This is a genomic window from Caballeronia humi (assembly GCF_001544475.1).
Lineage (GTDB): Bacteria > Pseudomonadota > Gammaproteobacteria > Burkholderiales > Burkholderiaceae > Caballeronia > Caballeronia humi.
The window spans coordinates 82,459-97,314 of the sequence record NZ_FCNW02000018.1 but is presented as its reverse complement, the minus strand read 5'-3'; the positions used below and the strand labels follow the sequence as shown (position 1 = coordinate 97,314).

Genomic DNA, 14,856 nt, shown 5'->3' with positions numbered 1-14,856 from the left:
CGCGATGTCATTGCTTAAAGTAAGCGACCTCGAAGTCGCATTCCAGACGCCCGATGCCACCGTGCGCGCCGTGAACGGCGTGAACTTCGAGTTGGAAGAGGGCAGCACGCTCGGCATCGTCGGCGAATCGGGGTCGGGCAAGAGCCAGAGCGTTCTCGCGATGCTCGGCCTCCTCGCGCGCAACGGCCGTGCGAGCGGCAGCGCGCTGTATCAGGGCAAGAACCTGCTGACGATGCCCGCGAAGGCGCTGAACCGCATCCGCGGCAATCGCCTCTCGATGATCTTCCAGGACCCGATGACGTCGCTCAATCCATACCTGACGATCGAGCGGCAGATGACCGAAGTCCTCGAACTGCACAAGAACATGACGCGCCGCGCGGCGAAACAGCGCGCGATCGGCATGCTCGAAGCGGTGCGGATTCCCGAGGCGGCGCATCGTATCGACCAGTATCCGCACGAGTTGTCGGGCGGCATGCGGCAGCGCGTGATGATCGCGATGGCGCTGCTTTGCGAGCCGCAAGTGCTCTTCGCCGACGAACCGACCACCGCGCTCGACGTCACCGTGCAGGCGCAGATCCTGCAATTGCTGCGCAACCTGCAGCACGACTTCGGCACGGCGATCGTGCTGATCACGCACGATCTCGGCGTGGTCGCGGGGCTCTGCGAAAAGGTCATGGTGATGTACGGCGGCCGCGTGATGGAGCATTGCAGCGCGGACAACCTGTTCGCGCGACCGTCACATCCGTACACGATCGGCCTCTTGCGCGCGCTGCCGCGTCTGGATCAGAACGGCGCGGCGTTGCAGGGCATTCCGGGCAATCCGCCGAACATGGCGCATCCGCCTTCGGGCTGTCCGTTTCAGGAGCGCTGCATCGATGCCGATGCGCGATGCGGCGAACGCGCGCCCGCGCTCGAACCGTGGCGTAACGATGCAACGTGGCTGCGCGCGTGCTATCGCCCGGTCGAGCGGATGAAGTCGCTGCACGAGGAGCCGAGCCATGTCTGAGCGAACCATTCTTTCTGTGCGCGATGTGCAGGTGCATTTCAGGGTCAAGGCGAAGAGCCGCTTGCCGTGGGCGCCGTCGCGCACGCTGAAAGCCGTCGATGGCGTCAGCTTCGACCTGAAGGCCGGTGAAACGCTCGGCGTGGTCGGCGAGTCGGGCTGCGGCAAGTCCACGCTTTCGCGCGCGATCCTCAACCTGATCCCCGCGACGCACGGCGAGATCGTGTGGATGGGCGAGGACCTCTCGGGGGCGTCAACGCGCGAATGGCACGACGTGCGGCGCGACATCCAGATGATCTTCCAGGACCCGCTCGCGTCGCTCGATCCGCGCATGACGGTCGGGCAAATCATCGCGGAGCCGTTGCGCGAGCATCGGCCGGGGATGTCGAAAGACGAAACCATGCAGCGCGTGCGCGCGATGATGGAGAAAGTCGGCCTGCGCGATCAGATGATCAACCGCTATGCCCACGAGTTTTCCGGCGGACAGTGCCAGCGGATCGGCATTGCGCGTGCGCTCGTCGTCGAGCCGAAACTCGTCGTGTGCGACGAACCGGTGTCCGCGCTCGATGTGTCGATCCAGGCGCAGATCGTCAATCTGCTGAAGTCGTTGCAGGCGGAGATGGGGCTTGCGCTGATCTTCATTGCGCACGACCTCGCCGTGGTCAAGCACATCTCCGATCGCGTAATGGTGATGTACCTTGGCCGCGTGATGGAGCTTGCGGGCAAGCAATCGCTCTACGACGCGCCGCGCCATCCTTACACGCGCGCCTTGCTCTCGGCGGTGCCCGTGCCCGATCCGGCCATCGAACGCCGCAAGGTCGTGCAGATTCTTTCGGGCGACATCCCGAGTCCGATCGATCCGCCTTCCGGTTGCGTGTTCCGCACGCGCTGCCCGATCGCCGAGGCGCGTTGCGCGCAGGAAGTGCCTGCGCTGCGCAAACTTTCGGACGGCGCCGCGGCGGCTTGTCTGCTCGCCTGAGCCTTTTCCCCGACTTTGAACGCCACCATGAGCTAAAGAACAAGAACCCCCGATAACTTCTTAATCCCCGCTTTTGAACCGATGCCCCGGTCTTTCTGGCCGCCGGGCAAGGCTCAGTGCATCCCCTTCGATTTGAATCGACAGTCAACAACAATTAAGAACAAGTGGAGATTTTTGCGTGAAAAAACAGAAGCGTTCACTCGCCTTATCGATTTTTATTTTTAGCGGCCTTATGGCCGGCACGGTAGCGGCTTATGGCGACGAAACCGAAACCGAACCGCCGTCGCGTCATACCGAGGCGCCGCCGAGTTCGCCACCGAATACCGAAGCCGATGCGCCGATCAGCAAGCAATCGCTATCGAAGGGATTTATCGAGGATTCGCATTTCAATCTGCTGTTCCGCTCTTATTCGGAACATTTTGAAGCGGAAGGCATGAAGAAGAAGGATGCGTGGGTCATCGGGAATCAGGCGGTATTCGAATCCGGTTATACGCGCGGGCTATTTGGCGTCGGTTTCGACGCATCGCTTTTCAGCGCGTTGAAGTTGAACGGTGGAAATGGCGCGGGAAATCGCGTGCATCTGAATGCCGACGGCACCGGACAAAATCAGCTCGCGTGGACGTATCCGGGCGTGTGGGACGTGAAGGCGCGCGTATCGAATACGGTGCTCAAATACGGCCAGCAGCTCTTCGATAATCCCTACCTCGTACCGCACGATAATCGCGCGCTGCCGCCGACGTATCGCGGTTTTTCGCTCGCCAGCGACGAGATCAGGAACCTGACACTCAAGGGGGGTAGCGTGGACGCCGTGCTGGCGCGGGGCATGACGAGCACGTCGTCGCTTTCGACGGAATATGGCGGCGTGAAGTTCAGCCGTTTCACGTATGCAGGCGGTGATTATACGATCGGCGACGATACTGCGATTTCCCTTTACGGAAGCCGGGCGGAAAATGTATGGGACCAGTATTATCTGACGGCCTCGCATAGTATCGGAAGTCCGTCGGCAATTCGCTGGACCGGCGCGCTCCAGTATTACTACACGCACGACGTCGGCCAAAGCCGGGAAGGTCCGATTAATAATAACGCATACAGCCTGGCGCTATCAGGACAGCATAACGCGCATACCCTGCAGATCGGCTTCCAGCAGATCGCAAGCAATCAGTTCTTCGATTATGTCGGCCAGTCCGCCGGCGATTATCTCGCCAACTCGCTCGACGTCGATTACAACGCGCCGCACGAAAAGTCGCTCAGCCTCTCGTATTCGATCAACTTCAAGGATTACGGCGCGCCCGGCCTGAAAATGACGATGTGGACCGCGTACGGCTGGGGTGCGGATGCGACGACATCGGCGAATCGATATGCCGATCCGTCGAGTGCGCTTCACGATCTCTACTGGAAAAACGGCGAGCCCGTCCACGGCACGCATTACGAATTCGGCGTGATTCCGAGTTATACGATCGCGAGCGGACCGTTGAAAAACACGTCGATGAAGTTTTATTACATGCACCACCACGGCAGCAAGTACTACTCGGACAGTTCGAGCGACGTGTACCGCCTGATGGTCAATGTGCCGGTGAACGTGTTCTAAGACGATTTGCGGGGGCTTGGAAGCATGCCCGAAACACTCCCGCCGATCATCCTAGGGAAACCTACAATCAGAAACCTGCGCATTACATTAACCTTTCGTCTATAACGAGAGTGCGTGTCGCGGATCGCCATGTCTCGCGTCATGTCTCAGGCCCGCCAGCATTTGCTGGGGGGCCTTTTTTTCGCCTGGCCGAAACCATTAAGTGTCTGCTTTCAAACGCTTACGTTGAAAGACTTCCTAGTGAAAACCCCATCGATTCTTTCGCTTGACTTACTTGATATATCACATACTGTGTATATCTGATTGCTCCAGAAAATTGAGCAACACCGGAGGGTGTCGCGTTCGGCGCCCCGACCAAAAAGGCAGCAACGATCAGGAGACAGGCATGGAAACGGAACGTCAGGCAGGGGCGTCGCGTCTAGCTTCGCCGTGGGTGCAACTCGTGTTCGGCGTGGTCTGCATGGCGATGATCGCCAACATGCAGTACGGCTGGACGCTGTTCGTGAACCCCATCGATGAGAAGTACCACTGGGGACGCGCGGCCATTCAGGTCGCGTTCACGATTTTCGTCGTGACTGAAACCTGGCTGGTTCCGATTGAGGGCTATCTCGTCGACAAGTACGGCCCGCGTCCGGTGGTCGTCGTGGGCGGGTTGTTGTGCGCGATCGCGTGGGTCATCAACTCCTACGCGGCTTCCCTGCCGATGCTCTATTTCGCGGCGGCGGTCGGCGGCGTGGGCGCGGGCGCGGTGTACGGAACGTGCGTCGGCAATGCACTGAAGTGGTTCCCGAATCGCCGGGGGCTCGCGGCGGGCATTACCGCGGCGGGCTTCGGAGCGGGGTCGGCGGCGACCGTCGTGCCGATCGCGCACATGATCAAGAGCAGCGGCTACGAGTCGACCTTTCTCTGGTTCGGTCTCGGGCAGGGACTGATTGTGTTCTTCCTCGGCATGGCGCTCTTCGCGCCGCCTGCTGAACTGCTCGCGCCGGTCAAGAACGCGCTCAAGCGCGCGGTCTACAACGCGAGTCCGAAGCAGGTGTTGTCGTCGCCGATCTTCTGGGTCATGTACCTGATGTTCGTGATGATGGCGGCTGGCGGTCTGATGGCGACCGCGCAGCTCGGGCCGATCGCAAAGGACTTCGGCCTGCACGATTCACCCGTGTCGATCCTCGGTCTCACGCTGCCCGCGCTGACCTTTGCGCTCACGATCGACCGCGTGCTGAATGGGCTGACGCGGCCGTTCTTCGGCTGGGTGTCGGACCGGATCGGCCGGGAGAACACGATGTTCATTGCGTTCGCGGTCGAGGCGGTCGGCATCATGATGCTGTCGAAGTACGGGCACAGCCCGGTGGCGTTCGTCGTGCTGACGGGCATCGTGTTCTTCGCCTGGGGTGAAATCTACAGCCTTTTCCCGGCAACGTGCGGCGACACCTTCGGGCCGAAGTTCGCTGCAACCAACGCGGGCTTGCTGTACACGGCGAAGGGAACGGCGGCGTTGCTGGTGCCGTTCAGCAGCGTCATTACGACGATGACCGGAAGCTGGCATGCGGTGTTCACGCTGGCCGCGGGGATGGCGGCGCTCTCCGCGCTGCTCGCGATTTTCGTGCTCAAGCCGATGCGCCACGCGCATGTGCAGAAGCATTCGCGAGCGTCGGTTGATATGCAGTACGGGTCGCCGATCAAGGACTGACGACGACCCTCGTTCGAAAAAAGCGGCGGACGCAGCTAGCGTCCGCCGCTTTTTCATTTGCGCACACGCGTCGTCTCGATACGAACCCCGATCGCAAGCGGCAAAGCGCCCGATTACACTTCAGCAATCCGCGTCAGACGTTCGTCGGGCGTTTGGCGTGCTTCTGTATGGTTAACCCCGATTTCAACGTAAACGAACAAAAAGGAACATGCTCCTTGTTGTTTTGGTTTCCTTTTTGAAAATCAGGGCCACGACCGCAGCATCGGTGTCCAATAAAAACGAACGAGACATGGATGAACCAACCGCCTGGCAGTTTCTTTGGCCGCGTCCCGCACAGCGGACGCTTGCGCCTTTCCCGAGCCGGCTTCGCCGCGCGGCCGGCAATACTTTTTTCGACGACCACCCGCACGCACGGCCCATGAGCGCGCGCCTCCGATGAGCGCCATATGGCGCCGGGCCGCGGCGGGCGAAGCGCGCACGGTCATCGACGAAAAGACAGCAGGCATCGACAAGGAGCGCATTTTGGTCTTGGAACTGGAGCGGGTCACCGTCGTTTCGGGCGGGCAGACGCATCTGTACGGCGTCGATCTCCGCTTGACGCCGGGCGCCATCAACGTGCTGCTCGGCCCCACCCAGGCGGGCAAGACCACGCTGATGCGCGTGATGGCCGGCCTCGACAAGCCGAACGCGGGGCGCGTGCTCGTCGACGGGAAAGACGTGACGGGCGTCGGCGTGCGCCAGCGCAATCTTGCGATGGTCTATCAGCAGTTCATCAACTACCCGGCAATGACCGTGTTCGACAACATCGCGTCGCCGCTCAAGCTGCAGGGCGTCGATTCGAAGCAGGTCGTCGTGCGCGTGAACGAGGTCGCCGCAAAACTTCATATCGAACATTTGCTGCAACGGCGGCCGGGCGAGCTCTCGGGCGGGCAGCAGCAGCGCTGCGCGCTCGCGCGGGCGCTCGTTAAGCGATCGTCGCTCGTGCTGCTCGACGAACCGCTCGTCAATCTCGACTACAAGCTGCGCGAGGAACTGCGCGCCGAACTCGCGACACTCTTCGCCGACGGCAAGACGACCGTCGTCTACGCGACAACCGAGCCGCTCGAAGCGCTCTTGCTCGGCGGCTACACGGCGATCGTCGACAAGGGCCGCGTGCTGCAATACGGCCGTACGCTCGACGTCTACAACGCCCCGGCGACCGTCGATGTCGCCGCCGTCTTCAACGATCCGCCGATGAACATGCTGACGAGCGAAGTCACCGCCGACGGCATCGCGCATCTGTCGATCGGCATCGACGTGCCAGTCAGGCTCGGCGCTGCCGATGGTTCTACCTGCCGCATCGGCATCCGGCCAGGGCATCTGCGGCTCGAAGCGCGCACGCCGCGCGCGATCGCGGTGCCGTGCCGCCTCGAACTCGCGGAGTTGAGCGGGTCGGAAACGTATCTTCACGTCCACACGAAAACGGGCGGCATCGATCTCGTCGCGCAGTTGCAGGGCGTGCACCAGATCGCGCTCGGCACCGAGCTCGACGTATTCGTCGATCCCGCCGAACTCTTCGTATTCGATGGGCACGCCAAGCTCGTGTCCGGCCCGGAGGCGAGCCATGGCGCGTATTGAGTTCGAGAACCTGGCGCATGCGTATCGCCGGAACCCGGCGACGCTCGAGGACTACGCGCTCCAGCCGATGAGCATGGTCTGGGAAGACGGCGGCGCGTACGCGCTGCTCGGGCCGTCGGGCTGCGGGAAGTCGACGCTGCTCAACATCGTGTCGGGGCTCGTGACGCCTTCCGAAGGACGCGTGCTCTTCGATGGCCGCGACGTCACGCGCCTTGGCGCGCGCGAACGCAACATCGCGCAGGTGTTCCAGTTCCCCGTGATCTACGACACGATGAGCGTCTTCGACAACCTCGCGTTTCCGCTGCGCAATCGCAAGCTGCCGGCGCGCGAAGTCGATGCCCGCGTGCACGAAGTCGCGGAAATCCTCGACATGACGCGCGAACTGAAGCGCAAGGCGAGCAACCTGTCGGCGGATGCCAAGCAGAAGATTTCGCTGGGGCGCGGCCTCGTGCGCAAGGACGTCGCCGCGATTCTCTTCGACGAACCGCTCACCGTGATCGATCCGCACATGAAGTGGATGCTGCGGCGCCAGCTGAAGAAGATCCATCAGCAACTGAAGCTCACGCTGATCTACGTGACGCACGATCAGGTGGAAGCGCTCACGTTCGCTGATGAAGTCGTCGTGATGACGAACGGCCGCGTCGTGCAGAAGGGCGGGCCGGAGGCGTTGTTCCTGAAGCCGGATCACGCGTTCGTCGGGTACTTCATCGGCAGTCCGGGGATGAACCTGTGCCCGATCGCGCTCGATGCCGGTGCCGTCACGATCGGCTCGCAACGCCTGCAAGTCGATGCGAACACGCTCGCGACCTTGAAGCACGCGAACGGTGAGTTGAAGCTCGGCATCCGTCCGGAATTTACGCGGCTTTCCGAGAACGAAACGCCGGGCGCGGTCAAGGCGCGGCTCGTGCGCGCGCAAAGCCTCGGCAACTACCAGCTCGTGACGGCGGATTGCGATGGCCACGTGTTCAAGGCGAAGGTCGAGCCGCACGTGACGCTGAACGACGGCCCGGTATGGCTGCGGCTCGCCGCGCCCGAGACCGTGTTCTTCAGCAACGACGAAAGGATCGGACGATGAAGCCCATCAACCAAAAAGCGTGGCTGTTGGTCGTGCCCGTGTTCATCTGCGTCGCGTTCTCGGCGATATTACCGCTGATGACCGTGGTGAACTATTCGGTGCAGGACATCATCAGCCCGACGCAGCATGTCTTCGTCGGCACGGAGTGGTTTCGCAACATCATCAACGATTCGGATTTGCGCGGTGCGCTTGGACGTCAGGTGATTTTTTCGTTGTGCGTGCTGCTGCTGGAGATACCGCTTGGCGTCGGACTCGCGCTCGCGATGCCCGCAACAGGCTGGCGCGCATCGGCGGCACTCGTGATCCTCGCGATGCCGCTGCTGATTCCATGGAACGTAGTCGGCACGATCTGGCAGATCTTCGCCCGCCCCGACATCGGTTTGCTCGGCTACTGGCTCAATCATTTCGGCATCGAATACAACTACACGGCGAGCCCGTCGGATGCGTGGGGCACGGTGCTCGTGATGGACATCTGGCACTGGACGCCGCTCGTCGCGCTGCTCTGCTATGCGGGGTTGCGGGCGATTCCCGACGCGTTCTATCAGGCCGCCGAAATCGATGGCGCGAGCCGCTTCGCCGTGTTTCGCTACATCGAGTTGCCGAAGATGCGCGGCGTGCTGATGATCGCGGTGCTGCTTCGCTTCATGGACAGCTTCATGATCTACACCGAGCCGTTCGTGCTGACGGGCGGCGGCCCGGGCGATTCGACGACGTTTCTCTCGCAATACCTCACGCAAAAGGCGGTGGGCCAGTTCGACCTCGGGCCGGCGGCGGCGTTCTCGCTGATCTACTTCCTGATCATCCTGCTGCTGTGCTTCATCCTGTACAACTGGATGGAGCGCGTCGGCAAGGGCGGCCCCGCGACGACGGGAGACGACCATGCGTGACGACCGCCGCTGGATGCGCACGTTGATGATCGTCGTCTACATACTCTTCGCGCTGCTTCCGCTCTACTGGATGCTGTCGATCTCGCTGCGCACGAACGAGGAGACGCTCTCCGCGTTCTCGACGTTCCCGCGCCACGTCACGTTCGACAACTACAAGATCATCTTCACCGATCCCTCGTGGTACTGGGGCTACATCAACTCGATCATCTACGTGCTGATGAACACGGTGATGTCGGTGCTGGTTGCGTTGCCCGCGGCGTATGCGTTCTCGCGCTATCGCTTTCTCGGCGACAAGCACATGTTTTTCTGGCTGCTCACGAACCGCATGACGCCGCCTGCCGTGTTTCTGCTGCCGTTCTTCCAGTGGTATTCGAGCGTCGGGCTGATGGATACGTATATCGCCGTCGCGCTTGCGCACATGCTGTTCAATGTGCCGCTTGCCGTGTGGATTCTCGAAGGCTTCATGTCGGGTGTTTCGCGCGAGATCGACGAGACGGCGTACATCGACGGTTATTCGTTTCCCGCGTTCTTCATCAAGATTTTCCTGCCGCTGATCAAATCGGGTGTCGGCGTGACGGCGTTCTTCTGCTTCATGTTCAGCTGGGTCGAGTTGTTGCTCGCGCGCACCCTCACGACCGTCAACGCGAAGCCGATTGCGGCCGTGATGACGCGCACGATCTCGGCGGCGGGCATGGACTGGGGCGTGCTGTCGGCGGCGGGGGTGCTGACGATCATTCCGGGCGCGCTCGTCATCTACTTCGTGCGCAACTACATCGCGAAGGGCTTTGCGATGGGGAGAGTCTGATGATTACGTGGATGTACTGGACGCCCGAGGTGGCGATCTTCTTCGCTTGCATCGCGGTGATGCTGGCTGGCATGACGGTCTGGGAGATTCGCTCGCCGACGGTGGAGCGCAAGGGTCTCCTGCCGATTCCTACTACGCGTGGGGACCGGCTGTTTATCGGCTTGCTGACCGCGGCTTATATCAATCTTGCGTGGGTGGGTGTGAGTTCCGAAGGCGCCAGCGCATGGCCGGGGTTTGTAGTTTCGATGCTTGTGCTTGGGGTGGTGATGTGGAGAGGGTAGGCCGCTGGCGCTTGGGGTGGGGCTGGTTTGATGCGCTTGTGCTCCGATGGAACTTGCTTTTTTAGCGGTCTATTTGCTCTGCCCCTGTCCGGGGCGGGACTCACTTTCTTTGCTGCTGCAAAGAAAGTAAGCAAAGAAAGCAGCTTCCAACCGCCAAAGCTAACCCACCCCCACTTACGTAATGAGGGATTGGCGCTGGAGAGTAAGTGTCGCCCTCACGGAGGAACGGGGCTTGGCTCGCGGACCCACTGTGTCAACTCGCGTTACAACGGACTGGTGCAGCAGTCATACATCCGTCCTCGCGCTACGCGCTCAGACGTTGGGTGCACCGCGCAGGGAATCAAGGCAGGCGGGGAGCTTGAGTTTTGTGAACCCCACATCGGAGCGACGCGAGGAAGACGCAATTCTCCTACGCGCTCAGACGGAGGTGTACGGCGCAGGCATCGATGCAAGTAGGAGCGCAAGCAAAAGATGGTTTTGGTGAACCCCACGTCGGAGCGAAGCGAGGACGGAGCCAAACGGAGTGCATACCACTCAGAGGAAGTGCGCGTTGCCACAGTGGGTCCGCGAGCCAAGCCCGGGTCCACCGTGAGGGCGACACTTACTCTCCAGCGCCAATCCGCAAAAGCTCAAGTGAGGGTTTGGTAGCACTGGCGGTTGGAAGCTGCTTTCTTTGCTTACTTTCTTTGCAGCAGCAAAGAAAGTGAGTCCCGCCCCGGACAGGGGCAGAGCAAATAGACCGCTAAGAAGAGAGGTTCCACAGGAGCGCAGGCGCATCAAACGGTGTGAAACAAATGAACCAACCAACCGACCAACCAACCCCAAGCGCCAGCGCAGAACCAAAGCCGGTTCGTTGTTACCCCGAGCGAAACCCGGCAGATGATCCAAGGGGTGTGTGAGAAAGTGAGGAGAAAACCATGAAGCACAGGAGACGGATCGTCGCGCTTGCAGTCGGGAGCATCTTCGCGGGGGCGTTGGCAAGCACCGCCGCACTCGCCGATACCGCAGCAGCGCAAAAATGGGTCGACAGCGAGTTCCAGCCGAGCACGCTCTCGAAGCAACAGCAGCTAGACGAGATGAAGTGGTTCATCGACACCGCCGCGAAGCTGAAGTCGCAAGGCGTGAAAGAGGTCCACGTCGTGTCGGAAACGCTCGACACGCACATGTACGAATCGAAGACGCTCGCCAAGGCGTTCGCCGAAATCACCGGCATCGAGGTCAAGCACGACATCATCCAGGAGGGCGACGTCGTCGAGAAACTGCAGACGTCGATGCAATCCGGACAAAGCATCTACGACGGCTGGATCTCGGACTCGGACCTGATCGGCACGCACTATCGCTACGGCGTGATCGTGCCGCTCTCCGATTACATGGAAGGCGAGGGCAAGGCGTATACGAACCCGGGCCTCGACATCAAGGACTTCATCGGCACGAGCTTCACGACCGCGCCCGACAAGAAGCTCTACCAGTTGCCCGACCAGCAGTTCGCGAACCTTTACTGGTTCCGCGCCGACTGGTTCGCACGCAAGGACCTGCAGGACAAGTTCAAGGCGAAGTACGGCTATGAGCTCGGCGTGCCGGTCAACTGGAGCGCCTACGAAGACATCGCCGACTTCTTCACGAACGACGTGAAGACCATCGACGGGGAAAAAGTCTACGGTCACATGGACTACGGCAAGAAGGACCCGTCGCTCGGCTGGCGCTTCACCGACGCGTGGCTCTCGATGGCCGGCGAAGCCGACAAGGGCATCCCGAACGGCCTGCCCGTCGACGAATGGGGCATCCGCGTGACGCCGGACGGCTGTCATGCGGTGGGTGCGTCGGTGTCGCGCGGCGGCGGCACGAACAGTCCGGCCGCTGTCTATGCAACGACCAAATACATCGACTGGCTGAAGAAATATGCGCCGCCCGAAGCCTCGGGGATGACGTTCAACGAAGCCGGCCCGGTCCCCGCGCAAGGCAAGATCGCGCAGCAGGTCTTCTGGTACAGCGCGTTCACGGCATCGATGCTGAAGCCGGGCAACGTGACCAATGCGGACGGCACGCCGAAGTGGCGCATGGCGCCGTCGCCGCATGGTCCGTACTGGAAGGACGGCATGCAGAACGGCTATCAGGACGTCGGTTCCTGGACGTTCTTCAAGTCGACGCCCGCGAACCAGCGCGCGGCTGCGTGGCTCTATGCGCAGTTCGTGACGTCAAAGAGCGTGTCGCTGAAGAAGTCGATCGTCGGGCTTACGTTCATCCGCGATTCGGACGTGCATAGCGACTACTTCACGAAGAACGCCAACAAGTACGGCGGGTTGATCGAGTTCTATCGCAGCCCGGCGCGCGTCGCGTGGACGCCGACCGGCAACAACGTGCCCGACTATCCGAAGATGGCGCAGCTCTGGTGGAAGAACGTCGCGACGGCGGTCGCCGGCGAGAAGACGCCCCAAGCCGCGATGGATAACCTCGCAAAGGAAATGGATCAGGTGCTGGCGCGCCTGCAGCGCGCGGGAATGAAGGTCTGCGCGCCGCAGCTCAATCCGGAAAGCGATCCTTCGAAGTGGCTGTCGGACCAGCACGCGCCGTGGAAGAAGCTCGCGAACGAAAAGCCGAAGGGCGAGACGGTGAAATACGACGAACTGCTGTCGGCGTGGAAGAGCGGGAAGGTGCGTTGAGCGTTTCTTGAGTGAGTCAAGGCGGGCGGCCCGGCAGGTCGCCCGTTTTTATTGGGCACGCGCTATCCGCGGTTGGCCCGCCGCTTCGTCGATGCGCGTCGTCGCTGCTGCCGGCAGGTGGTCTCCTCGCCCATTTGTCCAGGCGTGACCGGCGATGATGTTTGCTTGTGTCGGCATGCGGCTTTTGCGTCGATGCCTGCCCCGATCCGTTCACGATGCGTCCTGCTCGTTGGTGCCGTTCCCCGTTCCCCGTTGGCCCGGCAGGTCCGCACTCGTTGAACCGTTGACGTAGTGTCGCGCTTGCCGCGCGCGCCTGAAACCCGCAGCGAGGAGGGTAAGGCGGCCTTCAGAGGGGCCCTGCCAAAGGAGGGCGAATGCTTGCGGATTCAGCCCGGCTTGCCGTCGGCGCGTGGCCGGCACAGCGGGCGCGCATACGCGGCCACATAGATCGCGAAGCCGAGCGCCCAGCACAGTCCAGCACTCCAGATCCACGCGTTGTAGAACTGCGGCGCGACGAGCGGCCCGAGCACGCGCAACGCCGATCCGCCCATCACGAGCGCGTAGCTCCAGAGATCGCGCGTATCGGCGATGAGCGGCCGGCCCGTATGCCCGCGCGCGGTGCGCGTGATCATCGCGATGATCGCGCCGCCGATCACGCCCGCCGTGAACGCGTGCATCGCGAGGGTGTGCGGCGCTGTGCCCGCCGCAGAGAGGGCAAGCAGCGCGAAGCCGAGCGGAATCCACGCGTACGCGAGATGCAGCACCGCGAGGATCGCCGGACGCCGCACGCGATACGAGCGCCAGCCGATGAGCCGTGTCGCATGCGTCGCGCACGCGATGACCGCGAGCACGAGGACGATGCGCGAATCGATCGCGGCGGCATCGGCGAAAAGCGCGAGCACCGTGACGGGCGCGACCGCGAGCTCCACGGGACGCCATTTGCGCGTGACGAAACCGGGTATCGCGTTGGCGGTGAACATTGGAATGACGCGTCCGCCAATCACGCTGACCAGCAGCACGACGATGCCCGCCGCCGCGTAAATGCAGCGTATCGCGAGATCGGGGCGGCCATCGAGCGTGAAGAAGTGGAAGGCCGCATCGAGCGCGCCGAAGGCGAGTAGCACCGGCACGAGAAAGTAATTGCGCTTGTTGCCGGCAGCGAGCAGCACGCGCAACAGTAGCAGCGCCGCGACGGGCAAAAACGCGCTATCGACGATGGCGGCCGGCACCGCGGGACCGCTCCACACGAGCACGCGTGCCGCTAGCCACAGCGCGGCGAGGCCGGCGAGCGCGGCGCCGTGCGCGGTGTCGCGTCCGGTCCACGCGCGCACGGCGGTAAGCAGAAAGCCCCCGACGATCGCCGCCGCAAATCCGAACACCATCTCATGCGCATGCCATCCGATCGGATTCGCGCGCATCAAATATCCGCCCGCCAAGGGCACGCCGCCCAGCACCATCAGCCACACGATCAGCGCGACCGACGCGCACGCCGCGCCGCCGAGATAGAACGGTCTGAAGCCGAGGTCGAACAGCGCGAAATGCCCGGGCGGCTGGCGCTTTCCGGGCGGCGCGACGTAGGTGGTGGAGGGTTCCTGGATCTTCATCAGAGTGTCCCGAAGCGTCTTCGAGTATGAGCCGCTTCGGCCGCTTTGCGAGCCTTTCCGCTCGACCGTTGCGAAGAGCGAAAAGCGCGCGGATTTATTGCAAAGGCTGCATCAAGAAGGGATCTTGCGGAAGCCGATCGAGAAACGGTTCCATGCATTGATCGCCGAAACGAGCAGGGTCAGGTCGACGATTTCCTCGTCGCTGAAGTGCGGCTTCACGGCTTCCCACACGGCGTCGGGCACGTGCTCTTGCGACACCAGCGTGAGCGATTCGGTCCATTCGAGCGCCGCACGTTCGCGATCCGTGAAGAACGGCGATTCGCGCCACACGACGACCGTCGCGAGCCGCCGATCGGTTTCACCGGCCTTGCGTGCATCCGTCGTGTGCATGTCGACGCAGAATGCGCAGCCGTTGATTTGCGATGCGCGCAGCCGCACCAGTTCGGCAAGCGACTTTTCCAGCGACGATTTGCCGATACGCTCTTCCAGCGCGAGCATGGCTTTGATTGCGTGGGGGTTGGCTTTGTAGAAGTCGAGACGGGATTGCATGATCGGTTCCTCTTCGTTCGGTTGAGCGAGGCGCCGGAAGTGGCGCGACAGGAGCAAGATTAGGCTTCGAAGTGGCTTCTGAAAATAACCGATTTTAGCTATATTCAGGTAACCAGTG

12 protein-coding genes are annotated in these 14,856 nt (G+C 62.0%); 10 read left to right on the top strand and 2 right to left on the bottom strand.

Translation table 11 applies throughout. The features are described from left to right. Positions 1–4 precede the first annotated feature (4 nt). From AWB65_RS17935 to AWB65_RS17890, 10 genes are all read left to right on the top strand, one after another. Complete coding sequence (locus tag AWB65_RS17935) at positions 5–1,006, top strand: oligopeptide/dipeptide ABC transporter ATP-binding protein (RefSeq protein ID WP_087668439.1); 1,002 nt, start codon at positions 5–7, stop codon at positions 1,004–1,006. Beyond that, the gene (oppF, locus tag AWB65_RS17930) at positions 999–1,982 is read left to right on the top strand and encodes a murein tripeptide/oligopeptide ABC transporter ATP binding protein OppF (protein WP_087668438.1); all 984 of its coding nucleotides are present in this window, start codon (positions 999–1,001) and stop codon (positions 1,980–1,982) included. Before AWB65_RS17935 ends, oppF begins: the two co-directional genes overlap by 8 nt. A gap of 178 nt (positions 1,983–2,160) precedes the next feature. Then, positions 2,161–3,570: an OprD family outer membrane porin gene (locus AWB65_RS17925; RefSeq protein WP_087668437.1), complete on the top strand. Its 1,410-nt coding sequence runs from the start codon at positions 2,161–2,163 to the stop codon at positions 3,568–3,570. Positions 3,571–3,955: 385 nt separating this feature from the next. Continuing rightward, a complete protein-coding gene (gene oxlT / locus AWB65_RS17920) occupies positions 3,956–5,260 on the top strand; it encodes an oxalate/formate MFS antiporter (RefSeq protein ID WP_087668436.1) in 1,305 nt (434 codons plus the stop codon). Between the two features lie 522 nt (positions 5,261–5,782). Continuing rightward, positions 5,783–6,877: an ABC transporter ATP-binding protein gene (locus AWB65_RS17915; protein WP_087668463.1), complete on the top strand. Its 1,095-nt coding sequence runs from the start codon at positions 5,783–5,785 to the stop codon at positions 6,875–6,877. Further along, complete coding sequence (locus AWB65_RS17910; RefSeq protein ID WP_087668435.1) at positions 6,864–7,952, top strand: ABC transporter ATP-binding protein; 1,089 nt, start codon at positions 6,864–6,866, stop codon at positions 7,950–7,952. The genes AWB65_RS17915 and AWB65_RS17910 overlap by 14 nt, the downstream gene beginning before the upstream one ends. Next, the gene (locus AWB65_RS17905; protein WP_087668434.1) at positions 7,949–8,839 is read left to right on the top strand and encodes a carbohydrate ABC transporter permease; all 891 of its coding nucleotides are present in this window, start codon (positions 7,949–7,951) and stop codon (positions 8,837–8,839) included. Before AWB65_RS17910 ends, AWB65_RS17905 begins: the two co-directional genes overlap by 4 nt. After that, positions 8,832–9,644, top strand: a complete 813-nt coding sequence (locus AWB65_RS17900; RefSeq protein WP_087668433.1) for a carbohydrate ABC transporter permease — start codon at positions 8,832–8,834, stop codon at positions 9,642–9,644. The genes AWB65_RS17905 and AWB65_RS17900 overlap by 8 nt, the downstream gene beginning before the upstream one ends. After that, positions 9,644–9,925, top strand: coding sequence for a DUF2160 domain-containing protein (locus tag AWB65_RS17895; protein ID WP_087668432.1), 282 nt, complete (start codon positions 9,644–9,646; stop codon positions 9,923–9,925). The genes AWB65_RS17900 and AWB65_RS17895 overlap by 1 nt, the downstream gene beginning before the upstream one ends. A gap of 917 nt (positions 9,926–10,842) precedes the next feature. Then, a complete protein-coding gene (locus AWB65_RS17890) occupies positions 10,843–12,585 on the top strand; it encodes an ABC transporter substrate-binding protein (protein WP_087668431.1) in 1,743 nt (580 codons plus the stop codon). A gap of 386 nt (positions 12,586–12,971) precedes the next feature. Here the strand turns inward: AWB65_RS17890 and AWB65_RS17885 are convergent, their stop codons facing one another. Together AWB65_RS17885 and AWB65_RS17880 are read right to left on the bottom strand one after the other, a co-directional pair. After that, entirely contained in the window at positions 12,972–14,189 is a 1,218-nt protein-coding gene (locus tag AWB65_RS17885) for an NnrS family protein (RefSeq protein WP_087668430.1), read from the bottom strand. Positions 14,190–14,300: 111 nt separating this feature from the next. Beyond that, positions 14,301–14,738, bottom strand: a complete 438-nt coding sequence (locus AWB65_RS17880; protein WP_087655064.1) for a carboxymuconolactone decarboxylase family protein — start codon at positions 14,736–14,738, stop codon at positions 14,301–14,303. Positions 14,739–14,856 lie beyond the last annotated feature (118 nt).

Coding starts and splice junctions, on each gene's coding strand:
- AWB65_RS17900 (WP_087668433.1), top strand. CDS start 8,832: ATGCGTGACGACCGCCGCTGGATGCGCACGTTGATGATCGTCGTCTAC.
- AWB65_RS17885 (WP_087668430.1), bottom strand. CDS start 14,189: ATGAAGATCCAGGAACCCTCCACCACCTACGTCGCGCCGCCCGGAAAG.
- AWB65_RS17905 (WP_087668434.1), top strand. CDS start 7,949: ATGAAGCCCATCAACCAAAAAGCGTGGCTGTTGGTCGTGCCCGTGTTC.
- AWB65_RS17935 (WP_087668439.1), top strand. CDS start 5: ATGTCATTGCTTAAAGTAAGCGACCTCGAAGTCGCATTCCAGACGCCC.
- AWB65_RS17910 (WP_087668435.1), top strand. CDS start 6,864: ATGGCGCGTATTGAGTTCGAGAACCTGGCGCATGCGTATCGCCGGAAC.
- oppF (WP_087668438.1), top strand. CDS start 999: ATGTCTGAGCGAACCATTCTTTCTGTGCGCGATGTGCAGGTGCATTTC.
- oxlT (WP_087668436.1), top strand. CDS start 3,956: ATGGAAACGGAACGTCAGGCAGGGGCGTCGCGTCTAGCTTCGCCGTGG.
- AWB65_RS17890 (WP_087668431.1), top strand. CDS start 10,843: ATGAAGCACAGGAGACGGATCGTCGCGCTTGCAGTCGGGAGCATCTTC.
- AWB65_RS17895 (WP_087668432.1), top strand. CDS start 9,644: ATGATTACGTGGATGTACTGGACGCCCGAGGTGGCGATCTTCTTCGCT.
- AWB65_RS17880 (WP_087655064.1), bottom strand. CDS start 14,738: ATGCAATCCCGTCTCGACTTCTACAAAGCCAACCCCCACGCAATCAAA.